The sequence below is a fragment of the Flavobacterium ammonificans genome, assembly GCF_020886115.1.
GTDB lineage: Bacteria > Bacteroidota > Bacteroidia > Flavobacteriales > Flavobacteriaceae > Flavobacterium > Flavobacterium ammonificans.
Genome location: NZ_AP025185.1, coordinates 699,988 through 720,966 on the forward strand (window position 1 = coordinate 699,988; position 20,979 = coordinate 720,966).

A 20,979-nucleotide genomic window follows, 5' to 3' on the forward strand; every position below is an offset into this window, starting at 1 on the left:
ATGAATATTTCAAACAAAAAGCATTTTCTTACCGTAACGGATTATTCTGTTTCTAAAGAAACTTTCGAATTATATCATGACGAAGAATTGGATATGTTGATTACACATCCGCAGCCCTCTTTAGATGTATTGGGGAAGTATTATGAAAGTGCCGATTATATTTCGCATACCGACAGCAAACGTTCATTGTTTGAAAAAGCCTATCATTTTGTAAAAGGCATCGCTTTAAAAAACAAACTGAATTTAATTAATTCGTTGCAACCAAATAAAGGAAAAATTCTTGACATTGGAGCTGGAACCGGAGAGTTTCTTTCAGTAGCACAACAATATGGTTGGGAAACTATTGGAGTAGAACCAAGTGATAAAGCCAAACAAATCGCGATAAATAAAGGAGTTTCTTTTGTTGAAACTATTGCCCAATTAGAAGATCATTCTTTTGATGTCATTACGATGTGGCACGTTTTGGAACACGTTCCTGATTTGGATCACCAAATAAAAGAATTGAAGCGATTGTTAAAACCAACTGGCTCTTTAATTATTGCAGTTCCTAATTTTAAATCTTTCGACGCCCAACATTATGGAAAATTTTGGGCCGCCTATGATGTGCCAATTCACTTTTGGCATTTCTCAAAAACAGCTATTCAAAAATTGTTTCAAAGAGAACAAATGGAATTAGTCAAAATTCTACCAATGAAATTCGATTCTTTTTATGTGAGTTTATTATCTGAAAAATACAAAACAGGAAGAATGAATTTTATAAAAGCATTTTTCATCGGATTATGGTCTAATATTAAAGCACAATCCGATTTAGAGTATTCTTCACACATTTACATCATAAAAAACTGGTAAAAACCATTTAAAGCGCTTTTAAGGCGTTTTTTTCTTTTATAAAGGATTTGTGTTGCCTTTTTCAAGAACTTGCTTTAAAACAAAAAATACGAAGTCGCTTTTAATAGCTTTGATTTATAGCGCATACAAACAACATAATAAAAACTGATGCAGTAAAAAGTGTAGCATTTTTCTAAGTTTTTGTTAGAGCTACCTAATTTTTTATATTTTTGTCTAATACACTTATAAAATTTACAAAATCACAAAATGAAAAAAGTATTAGTAATTATTGCACTTTCAATTTCAGTTATTGCTTGTGACAAAAAAGCAGAGGTTAAAGAAGTTAAAACCGCTTATGTTGACACTTCTAAATTAATGAGCGAATATACAGAAGCAAAAGACTTAGAAGCAAAATACAAAGCACAGGCAGAAGAGAAAGGAAGATTGTTAGAAGCTGAAATTAATCGTTTCAAACAAGATGCTGGAAATTTTCAAGCGCAAGCACAAGCCAATGGTCAAGCTTGGGCACAACAAAGAGGTGCTGAATTACAAAAAAGAGAACAACAATTGGGTTACGCTCAACAACAACTGTCTCAACAATTGCAACAAGAAAGCGGTAAAGAAATGGATTCGTTGGTATCGGGTGTGAAAAAATTCATCAAATCGTACGGAAAAGAAAAAGGATACTCTTATATCTTTGGAACAGGTGACGTTGCTTCGGTTCTTTACGCTGAAGACCAATATGACATCACGAAAGAGTTAATCAAAGCTTTGAACGAAAAATACAAAGCTAGCGGTGCTAAAGAAGAAAAAGCTCCAGCTAAAAAATAATTGATATTTATTTCTTAATAATGCCTTCATCTTGAACTAGATCGAAGGCATTTTTTTTGAGCAAAATTTACTAAGGAAACTTTATTTTCAATATTTTAGCAATCTCAAATCTACACGCCCAATGCAAACTATTTCTGAAGCCGCTTCTTACACCTTACGATTTATCAATCAAACGCAACGCTCTGTTTTTCTTACCGGTAAAGCCGGAACAGGAAAAACAACTCTTCTTCGTGAAATTATTGAAACCACCCATAAAAATACAGTTGTCGTTGCACCTACCGGAATTGCTGCCTTGAATGCGGGCGGAGTTACGATTCATTCGATGTTTCAATTGCCTTTTGGCGGATTTATTCCCGATAATTCGGCACCTGATTTTTCAGAAAGCACGAAGTTTGAAACCAAAGCGACTTTACGCAGACAATTCAAAATGAGTGGTTTAAAGAAATCAGTAATTCGGAATATGGAATTATTGATTATTGACGAGGTGAGTATGCTACGTGCTGATTTATTGGACGCGATGGATTTTATGATGCAAACAGTACGTAAAAGAAACCAACCTTTTGGCGGTGTTCAAGTGTTGTTTATTGGGGATTTATTGCAATTACCACCCGTAATTCGAGATGACGAATGGTATACTTTAAAGAAATATTACAAAGGAAAGTTCTTTTTTCATTCACATGTAGTACAACAAAATCCGCCACTATATATTGAGTTGGATAAAATCTTCCGTCAGACAGATGATGCGTTTATTTCTGTTTTGAATAACCTTCGCAACAACCAAATTTCAAAAGAAGATATTGCGGCTTTAAATCAATACGTCCAACCTAATTTTGATTTGAAAGCCAATAAAGGCTACATCACTTTAACTACTCATAATGCCAAAGCTGACTCAATGAATACAGAAGCTTTGGAAGCCTTAGAAGGAAAAGAATGGAAGTATTCACCCGAAATAACTGGTGATTTTCCAGACAAGATTTTTCCATTAGATGAAATTTTGCGTTTAAAAGAAGGGGCGCAAATTATGTTTGTTAAAAACGATTTGTCTTTCGACAAAAAATATTTCAACGGAAAAATGGGAGTCGTCAAATCGCTTTCCGCCAAAGAAATTTTAGTCCATTTTCCGGAAGAAAACAAAACCATTGAAGTTGAAAAATACGAATGGCAAAACATTCGCTACAAGGTAAACGACACGACTAAAGAAATCGAAGAGGAGGTTTTAGGCACGTTTGTGCATTATCCGATTAAGTTGGCTTGGGCGATAACCGTTCATAAGAGTCAAGGCTTGACTTTTGACAAAGCAGCGCTGGACGTATCGCAAGTTTTTCTGCCCGGACAAGCCTATGTGGCATTATCGCGTTTGCGTTCGTTAAACGGGCTTATTTTACTTTCTCCGCTGCAAATGAATGGTATTTCAAACGATCAGGACGTGATGGACTATTCGTTGAACAAAGCTTCTGAAACGCATTTAGAAAACGCCTTGCATTTTGAAACCAAAAATTTTATTCATCAGTATTTGGTCCAAACCTTTGATTGGGCTGATTTAGCTCAGGAATGGCGTAATCATCAGTTTAGTTATAACGAAAAATCGGAAGTGTCGTCCAAAGCCAAATATTCGTATTGGGCCAAAGAACAAACCGAACGAATTGAAAAAGTGGTCGATCCCGCAAAAAAGTTCATTCAGCAATTGAACGTGCTTTTTAGTCAAGAAACGGTTGATTTGAATCACATTTCAGATCGAATGCAAGCAGCATACACCTATTTTTTCAATCCAATGGACGAGTTGGTTTTTGAGATTTTGTGGAAACTAGAAGAAGTGAAGCGACTTAAAAAAGCAAAGGCCTATTTTGAGGAATTAGTACTTTTAGAAGAACTTCAAACCAAAGCCGTCTTGCGCTTAATGAAAGCCAAACTCTTAATTGAAACGGTTGTGGCAGGAGAAACCATTTCGAAAGAAAAGCTGACTTCACCAGATATAAAATTGTATGTCAGCAGAAAAGTTACTGCGATTCAAGCAACATTTAAAAAGGTAAATGCCAATTTGATTGACGACGACTTAGACGAAGAACGCTATCTTCCAAAAAAGAAAACAAAATCACCAACCAAGAAAACCACGGTGGAAGAAACCTACGATTTGTGGAAACAAAACAATTCGATAGCCGAAATTGCCTCCATTAGGGTATTGACCAAACAAACCATTTACGGTCATTTTGTAAAGTTAATTCAGTCGGAAAAAGTAGCGATTGAAGACATTATCCCTTCGGATAAATTAGACCAACTTGCGGCTGCGTTTAAAGGCTACAAAGAAGAATCTTTGAATGCGTTAATGGAAAAACACGGAGATAAATTCAGTTGGGAAGAAGCCAGAATGTTCAAAGCCAGTTTGAATATATAACATATAAAAAAATCGTCTCGAAAGACGGTTTTTGTTTTATAATGATTCAATTAAAATCCACGCTTGTGGGTTTTCTTTTTCCCTGATTTCGTTTTTCAATTTTTCCGCTTCGGTGTAGGTTGTAAAGCTTCCGTAAAGCACTGGATATAAACCGTGTTTGTTGCGCTCAATTCGTTTGGCTTTGTACCCTTTTTCGCTTAAGTCTTCAAAAACACGTTGGGCATTTTTCTCATCTCTAAAAGCTCCCGCCATAATATGATAGGGCAATTTTCCTTCTTTAACAGTAAGAGTTACTGCAGGAATAGGACTTTCGATGAAGAAAGTGGCTTCTTGTATTTTGTTTTGAACCTGTCTTTGAACAGCCGATTCAACAATGATTTTTTGAGTTTCAATTTCATTTTGTACTATAGGATAAGCCACAGTAGCAGTTAACCCCAATCCTAAAACGAAAATCGCAGCATATTTCAAGAAAGCATACTTGTTTTTATGTTCTGGAACCAATTGAATTGCTTCTGTCTCTTCTAAAGCTTCCAGTTGTTTTTCGAAAATTTCTCTTTTTACAAGAGGAGAAACAAACGGACTCAAACCAAATGAACTACTTAAGTAATTGGTTTGGTCATATGGAGTGAAAATTAAATTTCTATCGGCATTTAAGCAAAAATCACCTACGTTTTTAATAGAAAAAACACCTGTTTCTTGCAAGGTTTTTTTCCAATTAAACACTTCATATTGAATAGCGCTTACTGCGTATTCATAAGAGGTTTTCTCTGTCTGTGCAATATGATTAGCCAATAAGCCATCATTATTTTTTAAATACGAATTAAAAGAGATCAATTTTTTAGGGGGAAAAAACGAATGGGAACTTTCCACTAGTTGAGCGGATTGGATTTCGGTTAAAAAGGCACCAAAACCAGGGACAGTTACACATTGGTAACGGTACAAAAGTTGCGCGATGTAATTTTCGATTTTCATAGTAACAAAGTTAGGCAACCAAAATAGTTATCAAAATTTTATTCACAATTTTTATTAACAATTGGAATTATTTTTACACTTATTTCTTTTTCAATTAGTTAATAAGATTCGGATTGATTGAAAAATTGAGAAAATGAATTTTTAGCATTAATTTTTAGTGGTAAAGAAGTGCATTTCAGACATTATTCCTACATTTAGATTCCAAATTTGCCCCCAAATGAACGATCAAGAATTATTTTACTTGCTAGCCCTACAACGCGTTGAAGGTGTAGGCGATATTGTAGCCAAAAAATTGTTAACCTATTTTGGTAATCCTGAAGCAGTTTTCAAAGCCAAGTCATCTCAATTAGCGTCTATTGAAGGAATAGGAAATGTCCTTTTGAAAAACATTAAAGACCAATCTGTTTTTGCAAAAGCAGAACGCGAAATGCAATTTATCACTACCAATTCCATTACCGTCAACACATTTCAAGATGCCGAGTATCCAGAACGGCTGAAACATTGTTTTGATAGTCCGCTCGTCTTGTTTAGTTCAGGTAACATCGATTTAAAAAACCAGAAAATGATTAGCATTGTGGGTACGCGTCAAATTACTTCGTATGGATTGGAATTTTGCCGCAAATTCATTGAAGAGTTAGCGCCTTTGAACCCCGTTATTGTGAGCGGTTTTGCTTATGGAGTCGATATTGTTGCGCACCAGTTAGCCATGGAAAATAACCTACAAACCATTGGCGTCGTAGCACACGGTTTGAACCAAATTTACCCCAAAGCGCACAAAAAATATGTCGCTAGAATGGAAGAAAACGGAGGTTTTATGACTGAGTTTTGGAGTTCATCCAATCCGGATAAAGAGAATTTTGTGAGAAGAAATCGAATTGTTGCAGGAATGACCGAGGCTACAATTGTGATCGAATCGGCAGAGCGCGGAGGGTCTTTGATTACGGCGAATATGGCCAATGAGTACAACCGAGATGTGTTTGCTGTTCCAGGAAGAGTGACCGATAAGTACAGTCAAGGATGCAATACGTTGATTAAAACCCAAAAAGCCAATGTACTAACCAGTGCAGCGGATTTGATTTATATGTTGAATTGGGATATAAAAAAGGAAACCAAATCGGTTCAAAAACAACTCTTTGTGGCTTTAGACGAAGACGAACAAAAAATATACGATTATCTGGTAAAAACAGGGAAAGAATTACTTGATATTATTGCGTTGCATTGTGATTTTCCTATTTATAAAATTTCGGGAATCTTATTAAATATGGAATTGAAAGGCGTGATTCGACCTTTGCCTGGGAAGTTGTTTGAGGCAATTTGAGGTACGATTTACGATATTAGATATACGATTTCTAACGCAGATTCAAGAAATTTGAGAAATCAAAAAACCGTAATTTCTTATAGGTTAAATAACTTAGCGCCCTAGCGTCTTCGTGGCAAAAATTAATTTTCGAAGCCTAATTTTGCTCTTACTTTTGCCAAAACACCATTGGCTACATTACTCGCTTTTTGAGCGCCTTTTCGCAGTAATTCATCTACCTCGGTTAAGTTTCTCATGTAGTAATTGTATTGTGCTCTTTCGTTTTTGAATTTTTCTACAATCAGTTCAAACAAAGCTTGTTTGGCGTGACCGTAGCCGTAGTTTCCGCCTAAATAATTGGCTTTCATGGTTTCGATTTCACTTTCAGAAGCTAAGAGTTTGTATATAGCAAAGGCGTTGCAAGTATCTGGATTTTTAGGATCTTCCAGCGGTGTGCTGTCGGTTTCTATACTCATAATTTGCTTGCGCAAGGCTTTGTCGTCTAAGAAAATATTGATGACATTATTGGCTGATTTACTCATTTTCCCACCATTAGTACCCGGAATAAGCATACTGTCTTCTTGGATTTTGGCTTCAGGAATAACAAAGGTTTCGCCCATTTGGTGGTTGAAACGAGAAGCCACATCTCGGGTAATTTCAAGATGTTGCAATTGGTCTTTTCCCACAGGAACAAACTCGGCATCATACAATAAAATGTCGGCTGCCATTAACATAGGATACGAAAACAAACCGGCATTGACATCGTCTAAACGATCTGATTTATCTTTGAAAGAGTGCGCCAAAGTCAAGCGTTGGAACGGAAAAAAACAACTCAAATACCAAGACAATTCAGCTGTTTGAGGCACATCTGATTGTCTATAAAACACCACCTTGTTCACATTTAATCCACAAGCTAACCAAGCCGCTGCAGTACTGTACGTATTAGCACGTAAGGTTTCGCCGTTTTTGATTTGGGTAACCGAATGCAAATCAGCAATGAAAAGAAACGATTCGTTTGCTGGATTGTTAGACAATTCAATTGCAGGAATAATTGCGCCTAATAAGTTTCCTAAATGGGGAGTTCCTGTACTTTGAACCCCGGTAAGTATTTTTGCCATTGTTGTTTTTTCTTGTACGCAAATTTCGCAAAGTTTGCGGCATTTTCATAAGCTTTCGGTTCTTTTTTTAAATTAATGAAAATTAATTTAAAACTGATTTACTCGAAACCGCCTCAGATTCGATTTTAAACCACAAAAAAAGGCCTAATTGCTTAGACCTTTTTGATAGTAGTGCGAATGAACTATTTCGCTATAAAACTATTATTTTCAGGTTTCACATCTGCCATTAATCCACTTGGGTCAAGGGAGATTTTTTTGATGCTAACTTTAGGTTTCGCAATGTTTAATTCATAAGTAGGGTAGGCCCAAGCCCAGTCGTTTAGCACTGTTCTTTTAACAGCAGGAGTTGGGTTCTCTTTTTCAAAACTCATCATACGCAACGGAATGTAAAAGCTTTCTGAAGTTCCGTCAGTATATTCAACTAACACGTCCATTGGCATTGGCATTCTTCCAATTCGCTCTAAAGTTACCAAAGTTGTTGCAGCATTTTCTTTTACCTCTTTAATACCGTAATCAATCGTATTGGTTGTTGCTGTCCAATCCGTTAAATACCAATCTAAATTAGCGCCTGTAACTCTTTCAGCAGTGCGTTTTATGTCGTTAGGTGTAGGGTGTTTGAATTTGAAATCAGCATAGTATTTTTTCAAAGTTTTTAGCAAATTTTCTTTTCCAATCAAATACATCAATTGTGTCAAGAACAATTCACCTTTGCTATACGAAGTGATGCTGTATACGCGGTTTTCGTCAAAACGATCAGCGTGGGTGCTTTGAGGTAATTCTTTTCCGGAATTAGCCATCCAAAAATACCCTTTATAAGCCCCACTAAAAGGGTTTTCCACTTTAGTTTCTGCAATTTCATTCAATCCATAATCTTCTAAGAAAGAAGTAAATCCTTCGTCCATCCAACCGTGTTTCGATTCGTTAGACGCCAGAACGTGTTGGAACCAAGAATGTGCCATTTCGTGAGCGGTTACACCAAGCAAACCATCCCAATCTCCTTGCCCTAAAATCAACGTACACATGGCATATTCCATTCCGCCATCGCCCCCTTGAATCACAGAATATTGTTTGTACGGATAATTCCCAACGGTTTTGTTGTACACTTCCATCAACTGAACTGTTTTTGGCTGGAGATTTTTCCAGTTTTGAATGTATTTTGGATTGTTTTTGTACAAAAAGTGCAGGTCTACATCATTAGGTCCTTTCACTACATCGTGAATATAATCTTTGTCTGCAGCCCAAGTAAAATCGTGTACCATTGGCGCAATAAAGTGCCAAGTAAGTGTTTTGTTTTTCTTTGGATGAACTACCTTAATTCCGGCATCTTGGTAACCGTGACCAATTTCGTTTTTATTTTGCAAATAGCCCGAACCACCTAAGATATAGTTGGAATCAATGCTAATTTTTACATCGAAATTTCCCCAAACCCCGTGAAATTCTCTCGCGATGTAAGGATTGGCGTGCCAACCTTCAAAGTCAAATTCGGCTAATTTAGGATACCATTGCGCCATAGATAATTCAACGCCTTCGGCATTATTTCTTCCAGAACGACGAATTTGAACGGGTACTTGACCGTCAAAATCAAGGCTGAAAGTAGTTTTTGAATTTGGTAAAATAGGTTTTGCCAAAGTCACTTCTAATATTGTTCCCACTTCTTTTGTAAAAGCAGTTTGTCCATCTTGTTTGAAATTAGAAACGTGTAAATAGCCAATTTCATTTGGTTTCAAAGTTTTGATTCGGCTTTCTTTAACTTCTGTATCCCCCACTTTTATTTTATGAACCATTCTACCGTCTGGATCTTTGATGCTTTGGATACGCGCATCCATTTCGCTTCCAGGCTGAAAGGCATTATTGAATAAATGATAATACACTTTTCGTAAAGTGTCTGGCGAATTGTTGGTATACACCAATTCTTGTTTTCCTTTGTATTGATAGGATTTCACATCCATTTTCACATCCATTTTATAATCAACGTGTTGTTGCCAATAGTAAGTGTTTTGCGCTATTCCAGCTAATCCAAAAGAAAAAGTAGCGATTAAAAAGAGGTTCTTCATGGTTTAAAATAAAAAAGGAAGGGCTTTTGCCCTTCCAAGTTAGTATTATTTTTCGATTATTTTTTTGACATTTTTTCAGCCATTTGTAACGCATTAAAAGCATTTACAATCTTCCCTGATTTAGAAAGCGCAGAAAACGGACGCGTATCAGAAGCTTTTCCTCCTACGATTACATTATTATCTAAAGCCACCCCTGAATCCATTAAAATGTGTTTCACTTGCTTAGCAGTTAATTTAGGATAATGAGAACGAATCAAAGCAGCAACACCAGCTACATTGGGAGCCGCCATCGAAGTGCCTTGTAAAAAACTGTAGGTGTTTTTTGGAGTAGTAGCATAAATTTTAACCCCTGGAGCAAATACGTCCACGTTTATTTTTCCAATATTAGAAAAACGAGCAACCACTTTGTCTCCAGTTTCAAAATTCAATGCACCAACCGTAATGAAATTATCTGCAAACTCAGTTAGTTTATCGTCTGAATCGTTAGGAAAATTATCGTTATAATCGATGTCTTTGGCATCATTTCCAGCGGCGTGAACAATTAGAACGTCTTTTTTCTCTGCATATTTAATAGCATCGTACACCCATTGTTTTTGAGGAGAAAATGCTTTTCCGAAACTTCCGTTAATTACTTTTGCTCCATTATCTACCGCATAACGAATTCCCAACGCAATATCTTTGTCATATTCGTCTCCATCTGGAACAGCACGAACAGTTAAAATTCGAACATTATTAGCAATTCCATCACCCCCTAAATTGTTGTTGCGTACTTGAGCTACTATTCCCGCAACGTGAGTTCCGTGACGTGCTTCCTCTTTGTCCGGCCCAATAACAGTGTTATTACCGTATTTAGTTTTGGTAATATCGTTTGGATTATCTCCTAGTACTTTTCGGTAATCTGTTTTAAGATTGTCTCCGTTTAACAAAGCCAAGAAACCATCTAATTGTTTTTGCACAACATCTTTCAATTCTGTCATTGACATTCCGTAAGAAAGAATACGTTGCATGTCTGATTTACTTTTTAAAATAGCCGGATCTTCTGATGTTATGGCATTAACTTCCTCAACGGTATAAGTTGTTTTTCCTAAAACTTTACTAATTGTAACCTGACTTTCAGCTAGGGTTACTAACATCTGCTCTAAACGGGTTTTGCCTTGAGCCGCTTCGGCTACTTTTTTATCATTCATCGCTTTGGCGGCCAAATATGTTTTTTCATCAACTAACGATTTGTCTTTGATGATACGTTCGTATTCGACATTTTCTTTGGTAATGTCCCCTAAAAAATTCCATCCGTGAATATCGTCGATGTATCCGTTTTTGTCATCGTCAATTCCGTTGCTAGGAATCTCTTTTTTATTGGTCCAAACCACTGATTTTAAATCATCATGCTCAATGTCAACTCCAGAATCAACAATTCCTACAATTACAGGAACTCCTTTTTTTCCTTTTAATAATTCGGCATACGCTTTGTCAACGCTCATTCCTGGAATAGTGTCTTTGGCTAGATCCAAATGACTCCATCGATTCATTTCGACTTCTGTTAGTTTCGCTTTTTTAGTTAAAGTTTGTGCAGTTGTCGAAAGCGATAAACCTGCCATCACAACAAGTGATAAAAAAGAAATAGTATGTTTTTTCATGGTGTAAATTTTATTAATTATTCAAAAATACTTTTAATTATTAGATAGTAATGCAATGCTTAAATTTATTTTAACAATTCTTCAGCAGAAAACACATCTTTTAAACGCACTCCTTTTTCGGTTTTTTCCACCGTGATGATTTCGTTGTGCGCATCATGTTCTAAAAACAAATAGAAATTGTTCTCTGCCGCCATGTTCATGAATTTTGTTTTTTCCGGCATGGTTAATAGTGGTCGGGTGTCGTAACCCATTACATAAGGAATTGGAATATGGCCAGCCGTAGCCAATAAATCAGCACAAAAAACAATGGTTTTGTCTTGGTATTGGATGTGCGGGATCATTTGCTTTTCGGTGTGTCCATCCACAAATAAAATTCCAAAACCCAGGTCCGATTTCGATAAGAAATCGCTTTCCGGTCTTTGGATAAAACGAAGTTGTCCACTTTCTTGCATTGGGATAATATTTTCTTTCAAAAAGGAGGCTTTTTCTCTCACATTGGGTTCAGTTGCCCATTGCCAATGGTTTTCATTGCTCCAAAAAGTCGCGTTTTTAAAAGCAGGTTCATAGCCCGTTTTATCTTTGTTCCATTGAATGCTTCCTCCACAATGGTCAAAATGCAAATGCGTCATAAACACATCGGTAATATCATCGCGATGAAAACCGTATTTTGCCAAAGATTTGTCTATCGAATGGTTTCCCCAAAGCGAATAATAGCCATAAAACTTTTCTGACTGTTTGTTTCCCATTCCGGTATCGATTAAAATCAAACGGTTTCCGTCTTCAATTAACAGACAACGTGCTGCAATATCAATTAAATTATTATTGTCCGCGGGATTGGTTTTGTTCCAAATGGTTTTTGGCACCACGCCAAACATAGCGCCGCCATCGAGTTTAAAATTTCCGCTTTCTATTGGATATAATTTCATAATTAAAGATTGTTTGTTTTGTAATTTAGCAACTCTTCCGCCATTGATTATTTTAATCGATTTTTTCTATTTCAATATTAGTTATAAAAATCTTAATTTTTATTTCAATTCTTTTAAAAGGTAGTATCTTTGGCGTTTATTTAGAAAAAATAAAAATAACAAATTTTTTGAATATGATAAAAGTTTCAGACACTGCTAGCAAAAAAATCATCAATATGATGGAAGAAGAAGGCTTTGATGCTTCTCAAGATTATGTTCGTGTAGGAGTTAAAAGCGGAGGATGTTCAGGCTTGTCTTATGAATTAAAATTTGACAAAGAGCTGACGGAAAACGATAAAGTTTTTGAAGATAACAAGGTGAAAATTGCTGTTGAAAAAAAATCATTTTTGTATTTAGCAGGAACGATTTTAGAATTTTCAGGGGGATTAAATGGAAAAGGATTTGTGTTTAACAATCCCAACGCAAGCAGAACTTGTGGTTGCGGGGAATCTTTTTCTTTATAAAACCATTCAATGGTTCCAACCCTTCTAAGGGTTAAACGATATAAATTATGAGTAAATATACTGAAGACGATTTAAAAATTGAACTCGAAAATAAAGAGTACGAGTACGGATTTTATACTGAACTTGATTCGGAGACCTTTCCGATTGGGTTAAATGAAGATATTGTTCGCGCTATTTCTAAGAAAAAAGAGGAGCCACAATGGATGACCGATTGGCGAATTGAGGCGTTTCGTGCTTGGGAACAAATGGTAGAACCAGAATGGGCGAATGTTCACTACGAAAAACCCGATTTTCAAGCGATTTCGTATTATTCGGCGCCAAAAAAAGCGGATCCTAACAAAACGCTAGACGATGTAGATCCTGAACTTTTAGAGATGTACAAAAAGCTTGGTATTTCTGTTGATGAGCAAAAAATGATGAACAATGTAGCGATGGATATTGTGGTAGATTCTGTTTCAGTAGCTACGACTTTCAAGAAAACATTGGCCGAAAAAGGCATCATTTTTATGAGTATTTCTGAAGCCATTCGGGAATATCCCGAATTAGTTCAAAAACATTTAGGAACTGTAGTTCCACAAAAAGATAATTTTTATGCCGCTTTGAATTCAGCGGTATTCTCAGATGGTTCGTTTTGTTATATTCCAAAAGGTGTCAAATGCCCAATGGAATTATCAACCTATTTCCGAATCAATCAAGCTGGAACAGGTCAATTTGAAAGAACACTTTTAATTGCTGACGAAGGCAGTTATGTTTCGTATTTAGAAGGTTGTACAGCGCCAAGCCGTGATGAAAATCAATTGCACGCTGCCGTAGTAGAATTAATCGCGATGGAAGATGCTGAAATTAAATATTCAACCGTTCAAAACTGGTATCCTGGAAACAAAGAAGGAAAAGGTGGGGTTTATAACTTCGTAACTAAAAGAGGTTTGTGCGAGAAAAACGCTAAAATTTCTTGGACTCAAGTAGAAACTGGTTCAGCAATTACCTGGAAATACCCTTCAGTAGTGTTGAAAGGCGACAACTCAGTAGGCGAGTTTTATTCGATTGCCGTTACCAATAATTTCCAACAAGCGGATACAGGAACTAAGATGATTCACTTGGGTAAAAACACCAAATCAACCATTATTTCCAAAGGAATTTCAGCAGGAAAATCACAAAACAGTTACCGAGGATTAGTTCAAATTAGTCCGCGAGCTGATAATGCGCGTAACTTTTCTCAATGCGATTCGTTGTTGATGGGAAATAGTTGTGGTGCACATACGTTTCCGTATATCGAAAGCAAAAATCCAACAGCTAAAATAGAACACGAAGCTACAACGAGTAAAATTGGAGAAGACCAAGTGTTTTATTGTAATCAGCGTGGTATTCCAACAGAGAAAGCTATTGCCTTAATCGTAAACGGATTTAGCAAAGATGTATTGAACAAGTTGCCAATGGAATTTGCTGTTGAAGCACAAAAATTACTAGAAATTTCGCTTGAAGGAAGCGTAGGGTAAATAAATTTGTTCAATGTTTAAAGAGTTTAAGGTTTGAAGTTTAATGTTACAGAATTATAATAACTTTAGACTTTGAACAAAAGAAACTTTAAACAAAAAGAATGGCTACAATAAAGAAATTTGAAGATTTAGAAATTTGGAAAGAAGCAAGAAGACTTTCTAAAGTAATTATTACGATAGCTAAAGAATCAGATTTAAAAACAGATTTTAGATTAAAGGATCAAATAAAAGCCTCATCCGGTTCGGTTATGGATAACATTGCGGAAGGATTTGAAAGGAATGGAAATTTAGAATTCAGACAATTTCTATCTATTGCTAAAGGTTCGGCAGGAGAAGCTCGCTCTCAATTATATAGAGTTTTTGACAATGATTATATTAATGAAGACCAATTAAATTCTTTGGTCTTAGAGTATGAAAATTTAAGTGGTAAAATTAATAATTTCATAATTTATTTAAATAATAACGATTACAAAGGAACGAAGTTCAAATAACTTTAAACCTTAAACTTTAAACCTTAAAACAAATGCTTAAGATAAAAAACTTACACGCTTCAATTGGCGATAAAGAAATACTAAAAGGAATCAATCTTGAAGTAAAAGCAGGAGAAGTACACGCAATTATGGGGCCAAACGGTGCCGGAAAATCGACCCTGTCTTCTATCATTGCTGGAAACGAAAATTATGAAGTTACAGATGGAGAAATCTTTTTGGATGGCGAAGACTTAGCCGACTTAGCTCCCGAAGAAAGAGCGCACCAAGGCGTTTTCTTGTCATTTCAATATCCAGTAGAAATTCCAGGTGTTTCGGTGACTAATTTCATCAAAACAGCTATTAACGAAAAGCGCAAAGCCAACGGTCAAGAGGAAATGCCGGCTAACGAAATGCTGAAATTGATTCGTGAAAAATCAGAATTGTTAGAAATGGACAGAAAGTTCTTGTCGCGTTCTTTAAATGAAGGTTTTTCTGGTGGAGAAAAGAAACGTAACGAGATTTTTCAAATGGCGATGTTAGAGCCTAAAATTGCTATTTTGGACGAAACGGACTCTGGTTTGGATATCGACGCATTACGAATTGTTGCCAATGGTGTAAATAAATTGAAAAACGAAAACAACGCGGTTTTAGTAATTACGCACTACCAACGTTTGTTAGACTATATTGTTCCTGATTTTGTTCATGTATTAATGGATGGAAAAATCGTAAAATCTGGTACTGCAGCTCTGGCTTTGGAACTAGAAGAAAAAGGATACGATTGGATTAAGGAAGAGTTGGTTTAAAATTTGTTTCAGGTTTAAAGTTTCAAGTTGCCTACTAAACAACTTTAAACTTTTAAACCTTAAACTTTAAACAATAATGAAAATGGAATTAAAAGAAAAATTACTATCGTCTTTTATGGCTTTTGAAGAGCGCGTGGATGTTCAAACCGAACTACACGACTTGCGTACTTTGGCTATAAAAAACTTTGAACATAAAGGTTTTCCAACTAAGAAAGACGAAGCTTGGAAATACACTTCTTTGAATGCAATTCTTAAAAAAGATTTTACTGTATTCCCAAAAAACGAATCTACTATTGAGTTCAAGGACGTAAAAAAATATTTTTTACATGAAATTGACACCTACAAATTGGTTTTTATAGATGGTGTTTTTGCCTCTAATTTGTCTTCTACTACTCACGAGGGAATTGATGTTTGTTTAATGTCTTCGGCATTGACCAAACCAAAATATAAAATGGTAATTGACACCTATTTCAATCAAATTGCCAGCAAGGATGAAAGTTTGACTTCTTTGAATACGGCTTTCGCCAATGAAGGAGCTTACATTAACATCCCGAAAAGCAAAGTAGCCGATAAACCAATTGAGATCATGTATTTTTCTACTGGCTCAGAAACAGCGCTTTTGGCACAACCAAGAAATCTAATTGTTGTAGGCGAAAATTCTCATGTTCAAATTATCGAAAGACACCAATGTTTGAATGAAAATGCGGTTTTGACCAATTCGGTTACTGAAATTTTTGCTCAAAAACGCGCCATCGTGGATTATTATAAAATCCAAAATGATGAGTTGGAAGCCAACTTGATTGACAACACCTATGTGTCTCAAAAACAAGAAAGTCACGTTTCCGTTCAGACCTTTTCTTTTGGAGGAAATTTGACCAGAAACAACTTGAATTTCTATCAATTCGGCGAACGTTTGACAAGTACTTTGAACGGAATTACGATTATTGGTGATAAGCAACACGTAGATCATTATACCTTAGTACACCACGCGCAACCGAACTGTGAAAGTTTCCAAGATTACAAAGGGATCTTTTCTGATCGTTCTACAGGAGTGTTCAATGGAAAAGTATATGTAGAAAAAGAAGCGCAAAAGACGAATGCTTTCCAAAAAAGCAATAACATTTTGTTAAGCGATAAAGCCACGATCAATGCCAAACCACAATTGGAGATTTTTGCAGATGATGTAAAATGTTCTCACGGATGTACGGTAGGGCAATTAGACGAAACGGCTTTGTTTTATATGCAACAACGCGGTATTCCAAAGAAAGAAGCGAAAGCCTTATTGATGTATGCATTTTCAAATGCGGTTATTGAAAGCATTAAAATCCCGGAATTAAAAAACCGAATTACGACTATTATTGCTACTAAATTAGGGGTGAAGTTGGGGTTTGATTTGTAGAAAATGATAAATTAAAGAATATAAAAAGAGCGCAAGGTTTTATACTTTGCGCTCTTTTGTTTTTATTTTTTGATACTGCGAACAATTCCTCCCAGCAAACCATTAAAATCAAATTCAGGATCTTCTTTTAATCCCATTCGAACGATAACTAAGTCGTGACTAGGGAAAATCGCCACCATTTGGCCTTGAAAACCACTTGCGAAATACAAATCCTTTGGAGCATCAGGAAAACGTCCGCTAGCATTGAGCCAAAATTGACCTCCATAACGTCCGTTTGAAGTGTTGGTTGGTGTGGCAACATATTTTGCCCAACTCGGCTTAAAAAGCTGCTCTCCGTTCCAATTTCCTTGATGTAAATACAACAATCCAAACTTCGCCCAATCGCGAGTGGTTGCCCATCCATAAGACGAACCCACATAATTGCCTGCCATATCGGTTTCCACCAACATCGAGTGCATCCCAATTTTATCAATCAAAGCTGCATACCAAAAATCCAAGTATTCTTGGTGGGTTTTGAATTGTTTTCTCAAAATGCCGGATAGCAAATTAGTCGTTCCTGACGAATAGTTCCAATGAGAATTAGGCTGGAAAGCCAATGGCTTTTCGAGTTGCGAACGTGTCATGTCTTCCGCTTGAAAAAGCATTTTAGTCACATCGGATATGGCGCCGTAATTTTCTTCCCATTCTAAACCGGAGTTCATGTGCAATAAATCGTTAGTGGTGATTTTTTTGCGTTCATCATTAGCCCATTCTGCAATAGGTGCGGGTTGGTAAATATTAAAATTCTTTTGTTTTTCGAGGATTCCAAATAAGGTTGCGGTAATACTTTTGGTCATGGACCAACCTAATATTTTACTGTTTTTTGTAAATCCTGTATCGTATTTCTCGGCAATAATTTTGTCTTTGTAAATCACAATTAGAGAACGGGTTCGTTTGTTTTTTTGACCCTTTTTGTCAAAAGCGTTATCCACGGTTCGGTTTAATTGATCGTAATCGATGTTAGAAAAAACAGTGTCTTTTTGCTCTGCATCTCCAAGAGGATAAACTAAGCTGGCTTTTGAAGCGTCTCTTTTCGGAACCAAAAACGGTTTTGAAGTATCAAAATCATCGTTGATTAAAGTGACTCCTAAACCTTCACGGTAAATGGCTTTGCGTTCTTTCAAGCCTTTAACAGAAGCAGTGGCAAACTGACCCGCTTCGTCGATTGTGTTTTGTGCCAAATCGATGAGGTCAATATCGTTGTCGCCTTGTTCAATCATTTGTTGCGAACGATGGTCGATAAAATGTCCAGAGGCAATGCTTTTTGCCGAAAAACCAGAGATTAAATCGAGTTTAGGGTAGGTGGTAAACCCAAAATACAACAGCCCAATAACAGCTGCAATACCAATAAGTTGGAATATTTTTTTCATTTGGAGTGATTTGAAATTGATGCAATTTAGTAAATAATAAACATAGATTTTACGTATTGAAACAATTTCAAAATCATAACTGTGATAATTTGAGGATTTGTGTTGAGCAAAACTTTAATTTTATTAACATCTGTTTGCTAAAAATCCACTTCAATTTTATTACTTTTGTATTTAGAAAAATTCTAAATAAATGTTTGACATTCAAAAAATAAGAGCCGATTTCCCGATACTTTCAAGACAAGTGAACGGGAAACCTTTGGTGTATTTTGACAACGGAGCGACTACTCAAAAACCGCAAGTGGTTATTGATGCGATTGCGACTTATTATCAGGAAATCAACGCGAATATTCATCGTGGGGTGCATACGTTGAGTCAGTTAGCCACGGATGCCTACGAAGCGTCTCGAACTAAAATCCAAAACCACATCAACGCCCAATTTGCTCACGAAGTACTTTTCACTTCAGGAACGACGCATAGTGTGAATTTGGTTGCCAATGGATTTGCCTCGATTTTGAAAGCAGGTGATGAGGTGCTGGTTTCGGCTTTGGAACACCACAGTAATATTGTGCCTTGGCAAATGTTGTGCGAAAAAACAGGCGCTGTTTTGAAAGTCATTCCGATGAATGAAAAAGGCGAATTGGTGATGGAGAAGTTCGACCAATTGCTTTCGGATAAAACGAAAATCGTAACAGTCAATCATATTTCGAATGCCTTGGGAACGATTAACCCAATCAAATATATGATTGATAAAGCGCATCAATTTGGCGCTGCCGTTTTCATTGATGGCGCACAAGCTGTCCCGCATTTGAAACCCAATGTGCAAGAATTGGATTGTGATTTTTATGCTTTTTCAGGACATAAAATTTGCGGACCAACAGGAACCGGAATTTTGTACGGAAAAGAAGCGTGGTTGAATAAATTGCCGCCCTATCAAGGTGGTGGAGAAATGATTAAGGAAGTTACTTTTGAAAAAACTACTTATGCTGAATTGCCGCATAAGTTTGAAGCTGGAACTCCGAATATTGCTGGTGGAATTGTACTAGGAACCGCGGTTGATTATATGAATTCAGTTGGTTTTGAGAATATTCAAAAACAAGAAACAGAATTACTACATTATGCAACGGAACAACTTTTAGCTATTGAAGGATTGAAAATATACGGAACAGCTGAGGAGAAAACTTCGGTGATTTCATTTAATATTGATGGCATTCATCCGTATGATATTGGAACAATTGTTGATAAATTAGGGATTGCGGTTCGAACAGGACACCACTGTGCACAACCGATTATGAATTTCTTTGAAATTCCCGGAACGATTCGCGCTTCGTTTGCGTTTTACAACACCAAAGAAGAGATTGACGTGATGGTTGAAGCGGTGAAGAAAGCTAAAATGATGCTGTCTTAAAATGAAAAAGAGTCTTCTTTTGTTGTTGAGTATTTTAGTTTTTGCAGGATGTGCAGGACAAAAAGCTGGAGATAAAAACGGATTAAAAATAGAATACAAAGCCTATTCTAGAGGTTTTTATCAATTGATTACAATAGAAAACCAAATGGTTTTTGTAACCAAAAGTAGGGATGAAAAACCAGATGGTTTTAGATTGTCAAATGGCGATTGGAATTACATAAAAATGACTGTTCAAGGATTAAATTTAGAATCGCTTCCCAATTTAAAAGCCCCAACCGAAAAGCGATTGTTTGACGGTGCAGCGATTGCTAGTTTGAAAATAACAAAACAAGGGAAAACATTTGAATCTCAAAGTTTTGATCACGGTTATCCGCCAGTAGAAATAGAAAAAGTAGTAAATAAAATGCTTTCTTTTGTGAAGTAAAAAGCAAAGATTAATATGACAATTAAAGAAATACAAGACGAGATAGTAGACGAGTTCTCGATGTTTGACGACTGGATGCAGCGTTACGAATACATCATTGAGCTAGGTAAAAACTTACCATTAATCAAAGAGGAGTTCAAAACCGAAGAGAACATCATAAAAGGTTGCCAATCTAAAGTGTGGCTGCAAGGCGAACAACAGGGAGACCTTATTGCTTTTACAGCAGACAGCGACGCGATATTAACCAAGGGCATTATCGCCATTTTGATTCGGGTTTTTTCGAATCAAAAGCCAGCGGATATTTTGGAAGCCGATATGGATTTTATAGACGCCATTGGATTAAAAGAACATTTGTCACCCACTCGCGCTAACGGACTCGTTTCAATGATAAAAAATATAAAAATGTATGCCTTGGCATTCAACTCAAAAAAATGATTTAAACATATAAGTCATTTAAGTTTTAAAAATATAGTGATTATAAGTAATATTAAAGGAAAACCTATTTAGTTAAATAAGGCTTTTGAAACTTAAGAAGGAGAAGATTTATAAACTTTTTAAAATTATGAATATAACCAGAACTTATCTTAAGGATTTAGTTTACCAAGTAAATGGTGCGGCTATAGAAGTTCATAAAAATTTAGGGCCTGGACTTTTAGAGAGTGTATATCATCAATGTCTTAAAAAAGAATTAGAATTACGAAATATAAATTATTCATCTGAGTTTTTGATTCCATTAAATTACAAGGGTTATGAATTAGAATCAAAACTAAGATGTGACTTGTTTGTTGAAAACACACTTGTTGTTGAACTGAAATCGGTTGCCGAAACAAATCCCATTTTCGAAGCACAATTACTAACTTATATGAACTTATTAAATGCTCCAATGGGGTTGTTAATTAATTTTAATGTGAAAAACATCTATTACGAGGGACAAAAAACTATTGTTAACGAACTATACAGAAGATTAGAAGATTAAATAATAACAAGTAAAACTTATATGACTTATATGGTCAAA

General features: G+C 36.0%; 19 protein-coding genes. 13 read left to right on the forward strand and 6 right to left on the reverse strand.

Going from position 1 to position 20,979, the window contains the following annotated elements:
- From LPC20_RS03005 to LPC20_RS03015, 3 genes are all read left to right on the forward strand, one after another.
- Positions 1-849 (forward strand): class I SAM-dependent methyltransferase, encoded by an 849-nt coding sequence (locus LPC20_RS03005; RefSeq protein WP_229326370.1) that lies wholly within the window; start codon positions 1-3, stop codon positions 847-849.
- Positions 850-1,095: 246 nt separating this feature from the next.
- Positions 1,096-1,659, forward strand: a complete 564-nt coding sequence (locus tag LPC20_RS03010) for an OmpH/Skp family outer membrane protein (protein WP_229326372.1) — start codon at positions 1,096-1,098, stop codon at positions 1,657-1,659.
- A 121-nt stretch (positions 1,660-1,780) separates the two neighbouring features.
- Positions 1,781-4,051 (forward strand): helix-turn-helix domain-containing protein, encoded by a 2,271-nt coding sequence (locus LPC20_RS03015; RefSeq protein WP_229326373.1) that lies wholly within the window; start codon positions 1,781-1,783, stop codon positions 4,049-4,051.
- A gap of 36 nt (positions 4,052-4,087) precedes the next feature.
- Here the strand turns inward: LPC20_RS03015 and LPC20_RS03020 are convergent, their stop codons facing one another.
- A complete protein-coding gene (locus LPC20_RS03020) occupies positions 4,088-5,023 on the reverse strand; it encodes an HU domain-containing protein (protein WP_229326375.1) in 936 nt (311 codons plus the stop codon).
- Between the two features lie 217 nt (positions 5,024-5,240).
- Here LPC20_RS03020 and dprA point away from each other — a divergent pair, with 217 nt between their 5' ends.
- Entirely contained in the window at positions 5,241-6,341 is a 1,101-nt protein-coding gene (gene dprA, locus LPC20_RS03025) for a DNA-processing protein DprA (RefSeq protein ID WP_229326377.1), read from the forward strand.
- Between the two features lie 122 nt (positions 6,342-6,463).
- Here dprA and trpS read toward each other — a convergent pair whose 3' ends face one another.
- The 4 genes from trpS to LPC20_RS03045 form a co-directional block, all read right to left on the reverse strand.
- Complete coding sequence (trpS, locus tag LPC20_RS03030; protein WP_229326378.1) at positions 6,464-7,438, reverse strand: tryptophan--tRNA ligase; 975 nt, start codon at positions 7,436-7,438, stop codon at positions 6,464-6,466.
- Positions 7,439-7,620: 182 nt separating this feature from the next.
- On the reverse strand, positions 7,621-9,492 hold the full coding sequence (locus LPC20_RS03035; protein WP_229326380.1) for a M1 family metallopeptidase: 1,872 nt from the start codon (positions 9,490-9,492) through the stop codon (positions 7,621-7,623).
- A gap of 56 nt (positions 9,493-9,548) precedes the next feature.
- The gene (locus tag LPC20_RS03040) at positions 9,549-11,129 is read right to left on the reverse strand and encodes a S8 family peptidase (RefSeq protein ID WP_229326382.1); all 1,581 of its coding nucleotides are present in this window, start codon (positions 11,127-11,129) and stop codon (positions 9,549-9,551) included.
- Between the two features lie 65 nt (positions 11,130-11,194).
- A complete protein-coding gene (locus LPC20_RS03045) occupies positions 11,195-12,055 on the reverse strand; it encodes an MBL fold metallo-hydrolase (protein WP_229326384.1) in 861 nt (286 codons plus the stop codon).
- 173 nt (positions 12,056-12,228) lie between these two features.
- On the opposite strand from LPC20_RS03045, the gene LPC20_RS03050 reads away from it, so the two are divergent.
- From LPC20_RS03050 to sufD, 5 genes are all read left to right on the forward strand, one after another.
- Entirely contained in the window at positions 12,229-12,558 is a 330-nt protein-coding gene (locus LPC20_RS03050) for a HesB/IscA family protein (protein ID WP_229326386.1), read from the forward strand.
- Between the two features lie 47 nt (positions 12,559-12,605).
- Complete coding sequence (gene sufB / locus LPC20_RS03055) at positions 12,606-14,054, forward strand: Fe-S cluster assembly protein SufB (protein ID WP_229326388.1); 1,449 nt, start codon at positions 12,606-12,608, stop codon at positions 14,052-14,054.
- A gap of 101 nt (positions 14,055-14,155) precedes the next feature.
- On the forward strand, positions 14,156-14,545 hold the full coding sequence (locus tag LPC20_RS03060) for a four helix bundle protein (RefSeq protein WP_229326390.1): 390 nt from the start codon (positions 14,156-14,158) through the stop codon (positions 14,543-14,545).
- 32 nt (positions 14,546-14,577) lie between these two features.
- Positions 14,578-15,327, forward strand: coding sequence for a Fe-S cluster assembly ATPase SufC (sufC, locus tag LPC20_RS03065; RefSeq protein ID WP_229326392.1), 750 nt, complete (start codon positions 14,578-14,580; stop codon positions 15,325-15,327).
- Between the two features lie 82 nt (positions 15,328-15,409).
- Positions 15,410-16,726, forward strand: coding sequence for a Fe-S cluster assembly protein SufD (gene sufD, locus LPC20_RS03070; RefSeq protein WP_229326394.1), 1,317 nt, complete (start codon positions 15,410-15,412; stop codon positions 16,724-16,726).
- 62 nt (positions 16,727-16,788) lie between these two features.
- Here sufD and LPC20_RS03075 read toward each other — a convergent pair whose 3' ends face one another.
- Positions 16,789-18,135, reverse strand: coding sequence for a serine hydrolase domain-containing protein (locus LPC20_RS03075; protein ID WP_229326396.1), 1,347 nt, complete (start codon positions 18,133-18,135; stop codon positions 16,789-16,791).
- A gap of 190 nt (positions 18,136-18,325) precedes the next feature.
- Between LPC20_RS03075 and LPC20_RS03080 the strand changes: the two genes are divergently transcribed.
- From LPC20_RS03080 to LPC20_RS03095, 4 genes are all read left to right on the forward strand, one after another.
- Positions 18,326-19,540 carry an aminotransferase class V-fold PLP-dependent enzyme gene (locus LPC20_RS03080; protein ID WP_229326398.1) on the forward strand — a complete coding sequence of 405 codons (1,215 nt, stop codon included), beginning with the start codon at positions 18,326-18,328 and terminating at the stop codon, positions 19,538-19,540.
- Between the two features lies 1 nt (position 19,541).
- Entirely contained in the window at positions 19,542-19,964 is a 423-nt protein-coding gene (locus LPC20_RS03085) for a hypothetical protein (RefSeq protein ID WP_229326400.1), read from the forward strand.
- Between the two features lie 15 nt (positions 19,965-19,979).
- The gene (locus tag LPC20_RS03090) at positions 19,980-20,399 is read left to right on the forward strand and encodes a SufE family protein (protein ID WP_229326402.1); all 420 of its coding nucleotides are present in this window, start codon (positions 19,980-19,982) and stop codon (positions 20,397-20,399) included.
- A 127-nt stretch (positions 20,400-20,526) separates the two neighbouring features.
- Positions 20,527-20,940, forward strand: coding sequence for a GxxExxY protein (locus LPC20_RS03095; protein WP_229326404.1), 414 nt, complete (start codon positions 20,527-20,529; stop codon positions 20,938-20,940).
- Positions 20,941-20,979 lie beyond the last annotated feature (39 nt).

What these genes read in the sequence shown, in the direction of transcription:
- sufB (WP_229326388.1), top strand. Translation starts at nt 12,606, where the DNA reads ATGAGTAAATATACTGAAGACGATTTAAAAATTGAACTCGAAAATAAA.
- LPC20_RS03060 (WP_229326390.1), top strand. Translation starts at nt 14,156, where the DNA reads ATGGCTACAATAAAGAAATTTGAAGATTTAGAAATTTGGAAAGAAGCA.
- LPC20_RS03075 (WP_229326396.1), bottom strand. Translation starts at nt 18,135, where the DNA reads ATGAAAAAAATATTCCAACTTATTGGTATTGCAGCTGTTATTGGGCTG.
- dprA (WP_229326377.1), top strand. Translation starts at nt 5,241, where the DNA reads ATGAACGATCAAGAATTATTTTACTTGCTAGCCCTACAACGCGTTGAA.
- sufC (WP_229326392.1), top strand. Translation starts at nt 14,578, where the DNA reads ATGCTTAAGATAAAAAACTTACACGCTTCAATTGGCGATAAAGAAATA.
- LPC20_RS03080 (WP_229326398.1), top strand. Translation starts at nt 18,326, where the DNA reads ATGTTTGACATTCAAAAAATAAGAGCCGATTTCCCGATACTTTCAAGA.
- LPC20_RS03010 (WP_229326372.1), top strand. Translation starts at nt 1,096, where the DNA reads ATGAAAAAAGTATTAGTAATTATTGCACTTTCAATTTCAGTTATTGCT.
- LPC20_RS03085 (WP_229326400.1), top strand. Translation starts at nt 19,542, where the DNA reads ATGAAAAAGAGTCTTCTTTTGTTGTTGAGTATTTTAGTTTTTGCAGGA.
- LPC20_RS03095 (WP_229326404.1), top strand. Translation starts at nt 20,527, where the DNA reads ATGAATATAACCAGAACTTATCTTAAGGATTTAGTTTACCAAGTAAAT.
- trpS (WP_229326378.1), bottom strand. Translation starts at nt 7,438, where the DNA reads ATGGCAAAAATACTTACCGGGGTTCAAAGTACAGGAACTCCCCATTTA.
- LPC20_RS03005 (WP_229326370.1), top strand. Translation starts at nt 1, where the DNA reads ATGAATATTTCAAACAAAAAGCATTTTCTTACCGTAACGGATTATTCT.
- LPC20_RS03020 (WP_229326375.1), bottom strand. Translation starts at nt 5,023, where the DNA reads ATGAAAATCGAAAATTACATCGCGCAACTTTTGTACCGTTACCAATGT.
- LPC20_RS03050 (WP_229326386.1), top strand. Translation starts at nt 12,229, where the DNA reads ATGATAAAAGTTTCAGACACTGCTAGCAAAAAAATCATCAATATGATG.
- LPC20_RS03090 (WP_229326402.1), top strand. Translation starts at nt 19,980, where the DNA reads ATGACAATTAAAGAAATACAAGACGAGATAGTAGACGAGTTCTCGATG.
- LPC20_RS03015 (WP_229326373.1), top strand. Translation starts at nt 1,781, where the DNA reads ATGCAAACTATTTCTGAAGCCGCTTCTTACACCTTACGATTTATCAAT.
- LPC20_RS03040 (WP_229326382.1), bottom strand. Translation starts at nt 11,129, where the DNA reads ATGAAAAAACATACTATTTCTTTTTTATCACTTGTTGTGATGGCAGGT.
- LPC20_RS03045 (WP_229326384.1), bottom strand. Translation starts at nt 12,055, where the DNA reads ATGAAATTATATCCAATAGAAAGCGGAAATTTTAAACTCGATGGCGGC.
- LPC20_RS03035 (WP_229326380.1), bottom strand. Translation starts at nt 9,492, where the DNA reads ATGAAGAACCTCTTTTTAATCGCTACTTTTTCTTTTGGATTAGCTGGA.
- sufD (WP_229326394.1), top strand. Translation starts at nt 15,410, where the DNA reads ATGGAATTAAAAGAAAAATTACTATCGTCTTTTATGGCTTTTGAAGAG.